Annotated in this window: 10 protein-coding genes; all 10 read right to left on the reverse strand. The window is 68.8% G+C overall.

Going from position 1 to position 12,942, the window contains the following annotated elements:
• Positions 1-6: 6 nt before the first annotated feature.
• On the reverse strand, positions 7-1,266 hold the full coding sequence (gene murG, locus L1892_RS08805) for an undecaprenyldiphospho-muramoylpentapeptide beta-N-acetylglucosaminyltransferase (protein ID WP_372474987.1): 1,260 nt from the start codon (positions 1,264-1,266) through the stop codon (positions 7-9).
• 67 nt (positions 1,267-1,333) lie between these two features.
• Positions 1,334-3,010, reverse strand: coding sequence for a putative lipid II flippase FtsW (gene ftsW / locus L1892_RS08810; protein ID WP_235723214.1), 1,677 nt, complete (start codon positions 3,008-3,010; stop codon positions 1,334-1,336).
• Positions 3,007-4,578 carry a UDP-N-acetylmuramoyl-L-alanine--D-glutamate ligase gene (murD, locus tag L1892_RS08815; RefSeq protein ID WP_235723215.1) on the reverse strand — a complete coding sequence of 524 codons (1,572 nt, stop codon included), beginning with the start codon at positions 4,576-4,578 and terminating at the stop codon, positions 3,007-3,009. The genes ftsW and murD overlap by 4 nt, the downstream gene beginning before the upstream one ends.
• Positions 4,571-5,665 (reverse strand): phospho-N-acetylmuramoyl-pentapeptide-transferase, encoded by a 1,095-nt coding sequence (gene mraY / locus L1892_RS08820; protein WP_235723216.1) that lies wholly within the window; start codon positions 5,663-5,665, stop codon positions 4,571-4,573. The genes murD and mraY overlap by 8 nt, the downstream gene beginning before the upstream one ends.
• Positions 5,666-5,833: 168 nt before the next feature.
• Positions 5,834-6,289: a UDP-N-acetylmuramoyl-tripeptide--D-alanyl-D-alanine ligase gene (locus tag L1892_RS08825; RefSeq protein WP_235723217.1), complete on the reverse strand. Its 456-nt coding sequence runs from the start codon at positions 6,287-6,289 to the stop codon at positions 5,834-5,836.
• Positions 6,289-7,923 (reverse strand): UDP-N-acetylmuramoyl-L-alanyl-D-glutamate--2,6-diaminopimelate ligase, encoded by a 1,635-nt coding sequence (locus L1892_RS08830; RefSeq protein ID WP_235723218.1) that lies wholly within the window; start codon positions 7,921-7,923, stop codon positions 6,289-6,291. The genes L1892_RS08825 and L1892_RS08830 overlap by 1 nt, the downstream gene beginning before the upstream one ends.
• A 150-nt stretch (positions 7,924-8,073) precedes the next feature.
• Positions 8,074-9,978: a peptidoglycan D,D-transpeptidase FtsI family protein gene (locus L1892_RS08835; RefSeq protein WP_235723219.1), complete on the reverse strand. Its 1,905-nt coding sequence runs from the start codon at positions 9,976-9,978 to the stop codon at positions 8,074-8,076.
• Positions 9,979-9,999: 21 nt separating this feature from the next.
• The gene (gene ftsL / locus L1892_RS08840) at positions 10,000-10,896 is read right to left on the reverse strand and encodes a cell division protein FtsL (protein ID WP_235723220.1); all 897 of its coding nucleotides are present in this window, start codon (positions 10,894-10,896) and stop codon (positions 10,000-10,002) included.
• Positions 10,893-11,840 carry a 16S rRNA (cytosine(1402)-N(4))-methyltransferase RsmH gene (gene rsmH, locus L1892_RS08845; RefSeq protein WP_308191683.1) on the reverse strand — a complete coding sequence of 316 codons (948 nt, stop codon included), beginning with the start codon at positions 11,838-11,840 and terminating at the stop codon, positions 10,893-10,895. The genes ftsL and rsmH overlap by 4 nt, the downstream gene beginning before the upstream one ends.
• A 312-nt stretch (positions 11,841-12,152) precedes the next feature.
• Positions 12,153-12,593: a division/cell wall cluster transcriptional repressor MraZ gene (mraZ, locus tag L1892_RS08850; RefSeq protein WP_235723221.1), complete on the reverse strand. Its 441-nt coding sequence runs from the start codon at positions 12,591-12,593 to the stop codon at positions 12,153-12,155.
• Positions 12,594-12,942 lie beyond the last annotated feature (349 nt).

The raw sequence follows: 12,942 nt of genomic DNA on the forward strand, positions 1-12,942 counted from the left end.
TCATTGTCACCGTTCGTCCGGTGATGCGGGCGAACGAAACGCGGTTCGCAGACGCGCCCGGTACGAACCCGAGCGACGGCGGGCGGCGAGCTCGAGCGCGGCGGTCGCGACGGCGTCGGCTGCATCGCGGTGGCCGGTACGGCCGGCCGCGGTCGACATCGCCGACAGCCGATCGGTGTCGGCGAGCATGGCCGGCACCTCGCGGGCAACCCAGTCCGACGTCAGGTCGACATCGTCGACCAATACCCCACCGCCGCCGTCGACGACGGGCAGGGCGTTGAGTCGCTGTTCCCCGTTCCCGTGGGGCAAGGGGACGTAGATCGCGGGCAGGCCGGTCGCCGATATCTCCGCGACGGTCATCGCGCCGGACCGGCACATCACCAGATCGGCGGCGGCGTAGGCGAGGTCCATCCGTTTGAGGTAGCCCACCCCGCGATAGGGCGGCGCCCCCGGCGGCGAGACCGGAGAGATCGAGTTCTTCGGCCCGTAGGCGTGCAGGACACCGATACCGGCGTCACCCAACGCCCCGGCCGCGCCGGCGACCGCGTCGTTGAGTCGCTGGGCGCCTTGTGAGCCGCCGAAGACGAGCAGCGTCGGCGCATCGGCGTCGAGACCGAAATAGTGACGAGCCTTGGCGCGCAGCCCGGGACGGTCGAGTTCGGTGATGACCCCGCGTACCGGGATGCCCACGACCTCGGCCTCGAGACCGGAGCCGGCCACCGCGGCCATCACCCGATCGGCGAACCGGGCGCCGACCTTGTTCGCGATCCCGGCACTCGCATTGGCCTCGTGGATGATGATGGGCAGCCGGCTGCGGCCCCGCACCCGCATGCGGGCCGCGAGGTACGCGGGCAGCGACACGTAGCCGCCGAACCCGATCACCACGTCGGCGCCGACCGCGGCCAGCACCGATCGGGTCGCCGAGACCGCACCGACCAGCCGCGCAGGCGTCTTGGCCAGTTCCATCCCGGGCTTGCGCGGCAATGGCACCGGCGGAATGAGTTCGAGTTGGTAGCCCCGTTCGGGGACCAGCGTCGTCTCCAGACCACGGGTGGTGCCCAGCGCCGTCACCTGAGCCGTGGGGTCCAGCCGGGTCACCGCGTCCGCCACGGCGAGAGCCGGTTCGATGTGTCCGGCGGTCCCGCCTCCGGCCACCACCACCGACAGTGGTCGATCCGACCGCGACCGACCTCGCTCAGCACTCACCGCTGCCCCACTCCATTCACGTTCACGTCGTCGTTCGCCGGTGCCCCCGCGGTTGCGCATGTCCCCGCGGTCCGGCCCCACGGTCGGTGCCGCGACACGTCGACCGACAGCGGGATCTCGATCGGTGTCAGCGCCGGGCGCCGGGGCCGCGTCGCGCCGACGCCCACGGGCCGGCCGATCCCGACCGGCTGCCCCACGCGTTATCCGCGCCGGCACTGTCGGCTCCCCGACGGTTCGGCCCACCGCGTGTGCGTGAGCCGGCCGATGCGCGATCACCGCTGCCGCGGCTGCCGGAATACCCCGTACGGTAGTCGACCCGGACGGCGGAGGTGCGCGGTGCCCGGCTGCGTCCCGCCTGACGCCGATCGGCCGGGGCGCCGGGCTCGGGCGCACCGCCGGGCCGCAACCGCGACCAGACCGTCGCACCCGCAGTCACCGACGGCGTTCGACGGGCCCGCTCGGGCCGCTGCCGGTCGAGCCGGTCGCGCAGTGCGTCGGCACGACTGGGCCGGTACGGCACCGGAGCGGGCACCCGCAGCCATCTCCCGAACCTGCCACGTTCGCCGCCGGCGAGCGCCGCCACCGCCTCGGGTTCGTGTCGCGCGGCGTTGGCCAGCAGGCCCAGCATCGCGAGCACGGTCAACGTCGATGTACCGCCGGCCGAGAGCAGAGGCAGCTGAATACCGGTCACCGGCAACAACCCGATGACGTAGCCGATGTTGATGAACGCCTGCGCGGTGATCAGCACGGTGACGGTGGCCGTCATCAGACGTAGGAACGGGTCCACCGATCGCGCCGCGATCCGGAAGCCGATGAAGGCCAGGATCGCGAACAGGAGCACCACCAGCAATCCGCCGACCAGTCCGAGTTCCTCACCGATGATCGCGAAGATGAAGTCGTTGTGGGCATTGGGCAGATAGTTCCATTTGGCACGGCTCTGGCCGAGTCCGACGCCGAAGACACCACCGTTGGCCAGGGCGAACGTCGCCTGCCGGGCTTGATAGCCTGCGCCCTGCGGGTCGTCGATGCTGCCGAGAAAGCTCATCACTCGCTGCGACCGGTAGCCCTCGACCAACGCCAGCACCACCGCCAGCGCGGCGCCGACGGCGGCAAAGGAGAGAAACACCTTCACCGGCAGGCCGGCGAACCACAGCAACGCACCGACGATGATCGCGATGGTGATGGTGGTGGACAGATTCGGTTCCAGGATGATCAACACACAGATCAGCAATGACACCGGCAGCAGCGGGATGAGCAGTTCCTTCAGCGATGCGTTCTCCCGGCGCCGCGACGCGAGCAGGTGGGCACCCCAGACACAGAGCGCCACCTTCACCAGCTCCGAGGGCTGCACCGACAAACCGCCCACGACGAACCAGCGCCGGGCGCCCTGGCTCAGCGTACCGATACCCGGGACGAGCACGAGCGCAAGCAGGACCGTGGTGATCACGATCAGCGGTGCGGCCACTCGACGCAGCAGCCGCACCGGTAGCCGCACCATCACGTAGAAGCCGAACAGACCCAGCAGCGCGAAGATGACCTGTGTCGCGAACAGCCCGTAGGCCGATCCCTGCTTCGAATAGCCCTCCACCGAGGAGGCCGAGAGCACCATCACCAGACCGAACGCGGTCAACAGGAACGCGATGGTCAGGATCAGGTGGTACGACGCCAACGGTCGCGAGAGCAGATTGCGGATGGCCTCGACCACGGCGGCCGGCCAGGAGCCCTCGAACGTCGACCGGGAATCGGATCGTGTCGTCGACTGGGATCGACCGGCCGACGACGCCTGCTCGGTCGGCGAGCTCACTGCGACGACCCGCCCGCCCGTCGGGCGTCCGGCAACGCCCGGGCCGCGTCGGCGAAGGCGTCGCCGCGGGCACCGTATCCGGCGAACATGTCCAGCGATGCGGCTGCCGGCGCCAGCAGGACCGCGTCCGGGCGATCGACGGCACGTGTCGCGAGGTGGGTGGCCACCTCGACCGCGCGGGTCATCACCGCGCCCGCGGGCTCGACCGACCCTCCGAAGGGTCGGGAATCCGCCGTGATGATCGCCGGGAAATCCGCGGTGCGGTCGCTCACCGGGGTCGCAGAAGCGTGCTGAACGGTCACCCGCCCATCGTCCCCTGTGAACACTGTGACTGCTGGGACTTCTGGGGCGTGTCGCGCGATCGCCTCGACGATCAAGTCTCGGTCCCGGCCGATGGCCACGACACCGGCCAGTCGGTCCCGGGTGTCGCGGATCATGTCGTCGACGGCCGCACCCTTGAGCAGCCCACCGGCCACCAGCACCACCCGGCGATGGCCGAGGATCGCGGCGTGGGCGGCGTGCGGATTGGTCGCCTTGGAGTCGTCGACGTAGTCCAGACCCGCCGCCGTCGCCACGATCTCCCCGCGGTGGGCGGCCGGACGGAATTGCCGCAGGCCCGAGGCCACCTGGTCTGGCGTCAGACCCGCGGCCAGCGCCAACGATGCGGCGGCCAACGCGTCGGCCACCCCGGACGGCCCCGGCGGGTGGATCGCCGACGCCTCGATGAGGTCTCGCGACGAGTCATCGGGCCCGAATGCGCGGTCGACGAGGATGCCGTCGCGCACACCGAGTTCACCATGGCGCCCGGGTGGGCCGAGGGTGAAGCCAACTCGGCGGCCGACGACCGGCAGCCCCGACGCGATCGGATCATCGAGACCCACCACCCCCACGGCTCCGTGCAATGCGTTGGCCTTCGCGTGCGCGTAGGCGTCGAAGGACCCGTGCCAGTCGAGATGGTCCTCCGCCACGTTGAGCACCACGCCCGCCTCCGGCGCCACCGAGGGTGCCCAGTGCAACTGGAAGGACGACAGTTCGACGCAGAGGATGTCGACCCGCGGACGCCGGTTCATGGCGTCGAGGACGGGTAGGCCGATGTTTCCGCAGGCCGCGGCGGCGCGACCGGCACCGGTGACGATGTCGGCGAGCATCGAGGTGGTCGTGGTCTTCCCGTTCGTGCCGGTCACCACCAGCCAGGTGCGTGGCGGACCGAGCAGACCTGCCCGGTCGATCCGCCACGCCAGTTCCACTTCACCCCACACCGGCAACCCGGAGCCGTGTAGCCGGGCGATCAGCGGGTGCGTCGGCGCGAAACCCGGTGACACGATCACCAGTTCGAACGCATCAAGCCCACCGTCGGCATCGGCCAATGCGTCGATCGCGATCTGGTTTACGCCGGCGGCGGTGAGCTCGTCGTCGATCTGGTCGGCGAACCGGGCGTCGACCACGGTCACCTCCGCGCCCATGGCGATGAGGTGATGTGCCGCGGACCGGCCGGCGGTCCCGGCACCCGCCACCAACACGCCGGTACCGGCGATGGCGGCGACGTCGATGTCGGCGCGCTCAGCCACTGACGGCCAGGAACTCGCTGTAGAACAGGGACAGGCCGAGCGCACACGCGATGGCGGTGAGCAGCCAGAACCGGATGATCACCGTCGTCTCCGCCCAACCGCCGAGTTCGAAATGGTGATGGAACGGGGCCATCCGGAACACACGGCGACCGGTGGTCCGGAAGAACGCGATCTGGATGACCACCGACACGATCTCGGCCACGAACAGCGCGCCGATCACCACGGCGAGCAGTTCGGTGCGCGTCGTGATCGACAACCCGGCCAGCATGCCGCCCAGAGCCAGCGATCCTGTGTCGCCCATGAAGATCTTGGCCGGCGCCGCATTCCACCACAGGAAGCCGAGGCAGGCCCCGCCACCGGCCACCGCGATCAGCGCGAGGTCGAGCGGATCGCGGACCACATAGCAGCCCGGCGTGATCTCCTGTGTCGTCTTCGGTCCCCCCGTGCATGCGTTGCGGTACTGCCAGAACGTCACGAGCACATAGGAACCCAGCACCATCGCCATCGAACCGGCCGCCAGGCCGTCGAGACCGTCGGTGAAGTTGACCGCGTTCGACCAGGCGGCGACGACCAGCCAGCAGAACACCACGAAGACCGCCGACCACATCGAGATCGCATCGATGTCGCGGACGTAGGACAGGTTCGTGCTGGCCGGGGTGTAGCCCGCGTCATTGCGGAACTGCAGCACGAGCACTCCGAACAGAATCGCTGCGGCGAACTGCCCGATGGATTTGGCGGTCTTGTTGAGCCCCAGATTGCGGTGCTTGCGGATCTTGATGATGTCGTCGAGGAAGCCGACTCCGCCCAGGGCGGTCGCGAGCCCGAGGACCAGCAGGCCGGAAGCAGTGACGCCCGTGCCGCCGGTGAAGAGGCCCACGAGGTGAGAACCGAAGTAACCCGCCCACAGGCCGACCAGGATCGCCACGCCACCCATCGACGGGGTGCCACGCTTGGTCTGATGGCTCTGTGGGCCCTCGACGCGGATCTCCTGGCCGAAGCCCTGTCGGGTGAATAGCCGGATCAAGACCGGCGTCAGCAGGATCGACACCGCCAACGCGATCCCGCCCGCGATCAGGATCTGGGTCACCGGCGCATCCCAGTCTGCCCGGGCGCCATGAGTCCCCCAGTCAACCTGCCTGCTTCCCGTCTGACCGCAGTCGTCTGCTCGAGGAGTCGGTCCCCTGTCACGCTCGTCACTGCCTCTCGTCCGTCGTCATCTGTCCCCGCCGCACGGTCCCCCACACGACTTGCCGGCTCATACCCGGCCCTCCTGCCAGATCCCGGCGAGCGCCGTGACGGCCGGGTCGGCGCCTGCCACGAGGATCACGTCATCGGGCCCGGGCCGCCACCCGGAGTCCTCGGCGAGCACCGCACCGGCCTCGTCGGCAGTCGCGACCATACGCACCTCGTCTCCCCAGGAGCCTTCCATCACCGCGCCCTGATGCAGCGCCCGCACCGCGCGCGATTCTCCCACGCACAAGGTCTTGTCGACTGCCAGACGGACAGCCTGGCGACCGATGCGGTCGTGCTCGATCACACGCTCGTTCTCCGACGTCTCGCCGCTGACCGTGAGTTCGCCGAGGACGGCCCACGTACGGACCCCGTCGGCGGACGTGCGGGCAGTGGCCGCGGCCTGCACCAGGTCACGCAACATCACGCGCACGTCCTCGACTCCGCCTCGGGCCGGCGCCACCAACACCGTGGGCGCCATCACGAGTCCTCGGCGCCGGTGGACGCTCGTATGGAGTCGAGTGCCTCGGCGGCCACCACGCGATCGTCGAACGGATGCTTCACCCCGTTGATCTCCTGTCCGGTCTCGTGTCCTTTACCGGCGATCAACACCGTGTCCCCCGGCTGCGCCCACTGCGTCGCCGCGCGGATGGCCGCAGCGCGATCACCGATCTCCCGGACCTCGGCGCCACCGGTCTCGTCGACCGACCGGGCTCCGTCGAGCATCTCCGATCGGATGGCGGCCGGGTCCTCGGTGCGCGGGTTGTCGTCGGTGATGATCGCGAGGTCGGCTGCGCGCGCCGCGATCTCGCCCATCATCGGCCGTTTCCCGGTGTCGCGGTCGCCTCCGGCGCCGACCACCACCGCGACCCTGCCACGGGTCTGCTGCCGCAGCGTCGCGATCACCGCCTCGAGGGCGGCGGGTTTGTGCGCGTAGTCGACGACGACGAGGAAATCCTGTCCCCGATCCACCCGTTCGAGGCGGCCGGGCACCGACACCTCGGCGATTGCCTGTGCCGCGGTCGTGGTGGGCACCCCCGCACCGACCGCGATCGCGACGGCCATCGTCGCGTTGGCGACGTTGTATCGGCCGGGCAACGGCACGGTCAGCTCATGGTGCGCGCCACCCGCCACGGCGATCTGTGCATGCTGGCGACCGTCGGCATCGATCGTCGAGGGCCCGGCATGCCACTGAGCCGGCACGGGACCGGTGGAGACGGTGACCGGCGCTCCCGGACGGTCCACGGTCCGCGGGTCGCCGCGCGCGACCTCGACCATGCGCCGGCCCCAGTCGTCGTCCACGCAGATGACCGACCGCACCGCCGCGGTCGGCGAACCGGGGGCAAACAGTTGGGCCTTCGCGTCGAAGTACGCGCGCATCGTCCCGTGGAAGTCGAGATGATCCTGCGACAGGTTGGTGAAAGCGCCGACCGCGAAATGCGCGCCATCCACCCGACCGAGCGCGAGCGCATGGCTGGACACCTCCATCACCACGGCGTCCACCCCGCGCTCGAGCATCGTCGCCAGCAAGGCCTGCAGAGTCGGTGCCTCCGGCGTGGTGAGGGTGCTCGGTTGCGCCACACCGTCGATCCGGGTCTGCACGGTGCCGATGAGCCCGACCGAGTGACCCGCCGCCAGCAGCGCGGCCTCCACCATGTAGGCGGTCGTGGTCTTGCCCGAGGTGCCCGTGATACCGATCAGCTTGAGGCGGCGTGACGGATGGCCGTAGATGCGCGCGCTGAGCTGACCGAGAACGGCGCGCGGATTCGGGTGGACGAGCACCGCGCACGCGGCGTCGGGACCCAGCACCCCCGCCAACTCCGCGCGGCCCGCAGGGTCTGTCACTATCGCCGTCGCGCCGGCGGCAACGGCCTGATCGGCGAACCGGGCGCCGTGCGTCCGGTCGCCCGGCAACGCCGCGAACAGATCACCGGGGTGGACGTCCTGGCCACGCAAGGTGACCCCGGTGACCGCCACGTCTGTGGGTACCGTGCCGACGAGGTCCACGCGGGCCCCGGTGGACGCCGACAACACCGACACCGGGGTCGGGGACACGGTGGTCGGCCGAAGCATCTCCGCAGCGACCTTCGAACGCTTACGGCGAGTCGACGCCATCTCCTTGCTCCCGCCTCCTCGCTGATCTTCTCGTCACTACCCGGGTCGGGCACGCCGGAACTCACTCACGATACCGTCAGCCACACCGACCCCGTGTACCGGAGAGGCCGATCTGGACATGCGTGCGCCGGCCTGGACACCCGTGAGCCGTCAGTCCGCCTGCAGGGTCAGCCGCGCCTGCGGCTTGGCCGACAGCGGCACCCGGTCACGCTGCATCAACCAGGAGGCGAGGGTCCCGAACATCGGCGCGGCCGACTGGCCGCCGGAACCGTCCGAGCTGCGTTTGGGATTGTCGAGCATGATCCCGATCACGTAGCGCGGATCGTCGGCCGGCGCGATCCCGGCGAAGGTGATGTTGTAGCGCGAGTTCGAATAGCAGCCGCAGTCGGGGTCGACCTGCTGCGCGGTGCCGGTCTTGCCGGACATCTGATACCCCGCAACCGCACCCGTGTAGCCGGTCCCCTGCTGGACACCCATCGGATCCTTCTGAAGCACCGCTCGGAACATGTCCCGCACAGTGCCGGCCGTCTGCGGACTCACCACCCGCACTCCCGCCGGCCGGGTCATGTCGTCGACCGGTTGCCCGTCACGCTGCTCGGACAACAGGATTCGCGGCGGTATGCGTAAACCGTCGTTCGCGATCGCCTGATACATCCCGGTCATCTGCAGCAGAGTCATCGACAGACCCTGCCCGATCGGGAGGTTGGCGAAAGAGCCGCCGGACCATTGGCTCAGCGCCGGAACCTCACCAGCGCTCTCGGCCGGCAGGCCGACGCCGGTGCGTTGCCCCAGACCGAATCGGTTGACCATGTCGGCGAAGCGCTTCTCGCCGACCTTGCGGGCCAGCATGAGCGTGCCGACATTCGACGATTTACCGAAGATCCCGGTCGTGGTGTAGGGCTCCACCCCGTGCGCCCAGGCGTCGTTGACGGTCACCCCGGCCATGTGGATGTTGCCCGGAACCCGATGCACCTCGGTGGGCGTGGTGACGCCGTACTCGATTGCCGCGGCGGCGGTGATGATCTTGTTCACCGAGCCCGGTTCGAACGGCGAGGTGACCGCGCGGTTGCCCAGATCGGCGTCCTGCTGGTCCTCGAGCGGTTGCGCCGCGTTGAAGGTACTGTCATTGGCCATCGCGATCACCTCGCCGGTGTGTGCGTCGAGCACCACCGCCGAGGCGTTCTGGGCGCCAGAGGCCGCCTTGGCGGCGTTGACCTGACTCTGCACGAACCATTGCACGTCCGAATCGATGGTCAGGCGCACCGCAGCGCCATTGATGGCGGGATGGACGTTGCGGGTGCTGCCCGGGATGACCGCGCCGTCCGAACCGCGATCGTAGGTCTTGGAGCCGTCGGTGCCGGCCAGGGTGGAGTCCAGTGACGCCTCGAGTCCGATCAGTCCGTTGCCGTCGTAGTTGACGTCGCCGATGATGTTGGCTCCCAACGACCCGCCGGGGTACAGCCGGATCGCCTGGGGATCGGCGCCGACTTCGGGGAACTCCGAGGTGATGGCGCCGGCCACCTCGGGGCTGACCGAGCGGGCGAGGTAGACGAACGTGTCATCGCTCTTGAGTTTGTCGAGCAGATCCTGCTCGGCGATCGATCCCCCGAGCGCTGAAGACACCCCGCGGGCAATCTCGGCGAGTCGTTCGTCCACGTCGGGTAGCGCGTCGTCCTTCTCGTGTGCCTCCGCGATCGACTTGCGTACCGCCTGTGGCAAGAACGTCAACGCCCGCGCCTCGTCGGTGTAGGCCAGAGGCCGGCCGTTGCGGTCGAGGATCGCCCCGCGTTTCGCGGTGAGCACCTGGGTGTACTCGCGCTGCAGCGCGGCTTCCGCCGAGATCGACGACGCCTCGATCGTGTGCACGACGATCATCCGGACAGCGACCGCGAGCACCGCCACGATCACGATGATCCCGGCGATCCGGCTGCGGCCGAGGAAGGAATCGGGACGGTTGGGTCTCCGGCCTGCCGAGCCCGAACCCCGACCGCGTGATCCACCTCGTCCACTCCCGGACCCACCCGCGTCGAGGCGCTGGAAGACGGCACGTGTCATGGTTGCCAATTGTCCGCTCGCTTACCGCGATTCCGCCGAATTTGCGCTCGGCGCGTTGCCGGCGGTGGGCAACACATTCGGGGCCGGTGCTACCACGCCGGCGCTCGGCGACGTGTCGGCCTCGCTATCGGCGCGCGATGTCGACGTGCCCCCGGATTCGGTGTCATCCGGTGAACTCGATTGTGACTGTTCGGAATTCGGCTGATCTCCGGCGGATTGGCTGCCATTCGACTCGGCCTGTTCGGCGGAGCCGACAGCGGTGCCGGGCAAACCCTGGGAGTCGTCGACCTTCTCGGGGTCGATACTGGCAACCGGGTCCGGCTCGGTCGGCGGATTGATCGATCGCAACGCCTTGCCCTGCGCGGGTTCCGGATCGCCGACCACACGCGGTTTACCCGGGCCGTTCACGATCATCCGGGCCGGGTTGTTCGCGGGAATCAAGCCGAGACGAGAAGCCTTGTCGGACAGTTCCGGCGCCGAATCACTGGATTCATAAGTCCGCTTGAGGGAATCCCGCTTGTCCAGCAGAGCCTGGTTCTGCTGTCGCTCCTCACCGAGGCGGTAGGAGTCGGCGGCCGCCTTCGTCGACAACCAGAGACTGAGCCCGAGCCCGACGACGAGCAAGGCGATGATCGGGACGACGAATGGGACCGATGCGATCCGGTGACGCAGACCCGGGCAGGGGGCGCGGCCGGAGAGTCTGGCAGCGGAGCGCTCGGCCACCCGGGCGGTGCGGGCCTCCCTTTCACGTCGCTTCGCGCGCCGGTCGATGGCTCGTTGCGCCGCAGCCGATCTGGTGGCACGCGAGGTGCGTTCGCCGGTCCGTCGTCGGGCCCGACCCGCACGCGGGGCATCGCCTGCTTCTCCGGCGGCGTCGGCGGTGGGCGTGGCGACGTCGGTGTCGTGCAGCACAGTCATCGGAGATCCTTTTCCTCGACCCGTTCGATCACCCGCACCCGGACCGGAGCCGATCGCGGGTTGCGGTCCTGCTCCGCTTCGTCGGCACGTTCCGCACCGCGGGTGACCAGCCGGAAGTCCGGCGCCGAACCCGGCAGTTCCACCGGGAGGCCTTTAGGCGATGAGGATGTGGTGCGGGACACGAACTCTCGTTTGACGATCTTGTCCTCGAGTGACTGGTAGCTCATCACCGCGACCCGGCCGCCGACGCGGAGCAGCGACAGCGCAGCAGGCAAGGCGCGCTCAAGCGCGTCGAGCTCGTGATTGACCTCGATACGCAGCGCCTGGAAGGTCCGCTTGGCCGGATGCCCGCCGGTCCGCCTGGTGGCTGCCGGAATGGTGTCGTAGAGCAACTGGACCAGCCGCGCACTGGTGTCGAACGGTCGGCGCTCACGTTCACGCACGACGGCCGACGCGATACGCCCGGCAAACCGTTCCTCCCCGTACTGCGACAGGATGCGCGCCAGGTCTCCGTGTGAGTACGTGTTGAGAATCTCCGCAGCGGTGAGCGTCTCGGTTGCGGTCATTCGCATATCCAGGGGCGCGTCGACCGCGTAGGCGAACCCGCGATCGGACTGATCGAGCTGCATCGACGAGACACCCAGATCGAACAACGCGGCGTCGATCCGATCGATGTCGAGGTCGGCGACCACGTCACCGATCTGGTCGAAGCGCGCCTGGCGGAGGACCAATCGGTCCGAGTGGCGCGCAAGCCGGTCCTCGGCGATGGCCAAGGCGGCACGATCACGGTCGATGCCGATCACGCGGACCCGGGGGTGCGCATCCAACAGGAGTTCGGTGTGGCCTCCCGCACCGAGCGTCGCATCGACCACCACCGGATCGATGTCACGCCGCGACCCGGTCAGCGCCGGCATGAGGAGTTCGATCATCCGGTCGGCCATCACCGGGAGGTGTCCGTGATCACCCGATCGGTGCCGCGGCGAGGAACCGCGGGATCGCCCGCCGGGCTCTCCCGGTTCCTCGTGACGTTCGTTCACCGACCCTCTCCTCAGACTGTGCGGTTCGGGAAGCTCTCGACGCGAGAGTCGACCCCTGTGACGCTGGCGTCGGCACCAGCTGTGCCGGCGTGTCCGATGGGGCGGGGTCTCGACCCGATCACGCACCTGGCGTTGGGGAAGTACGCCAGGGTCGCGCCGGGCCGAGGCCTCGACCCACCCGATCCGCTGTTCAAATGTCTGTCTGCTGGTGGACGCCGCTCAGAGCAAGGCATCCAGCGCAGCAGATCCCGCGGCGGAGAAGTCCTCCTCGTGTGCACTCTGGTAATCACGCCAAGCCTGTGCATCCCAGATCTCGAGGTGGTCGAAACCACCGATCACCACGCATTCCTTCGACAGGCCCGCGTATGTCCGGTGTTCGGCCGACAGGGTGATCCGGCCCTGCCCATCGGGGCGCTGCTCATCGGTACTCGCGAAGAAGTACCGCTGAAAGGCCCGCGCTTCGGGGTTGTTCCGCGAAGCCGCCATGGTCTGCTCGGCGATCGCATCGAACTCTTCGGCTCGATACACCGACAGGCTGCGGTCCTGGCCTCGTGTGACCATCACGCCTCCTGCCAACGCGTCGCGGAACTTGGCGGGCAACGTCAGTCGCCCCTTGTCGTCCAACTTGGGCGTGTAGGTGCCGACAAATCGCACGGACATGTCGCCACCTCCTGCCCCACCGGGTTCGACGTCCGGTCCGCCTCACCCAGTGATGCCACAGTACCCCACTTTCCACCACTTTCCACCCCAAACACCCCACGGTTGCCCCACACGATCGTAAAAGACCAGTTCAAACCCGTGATGTTTGGTGGCAGGAAGTTCGAACGCTCGGCGTGTATAGGTCGACAACGCCGTTACTGCTGATACTCACGACATCTCAAGATGCTGGTGAAGCGACTTTCGACGGCCGGTGGGGGAAGGTGGGGAATCGGGTGGGGGAAGGTGGGGAATCGGGTAGGGAATGGTGGCGACGACGACGGAATCCGACGGAGGACTCCATGGGGCCGCG

This window comes from Gordonia tangerina (genome assembly GCF_021556435.1).
In the GTDB taxonomy this organism is placed as follows: domain Bacteria; phylum Actinomycetota; class Actinomycetes; order Mycobacteriales; family Mycobacteriaceae; genus Gordonia; species Gordonia tangerina.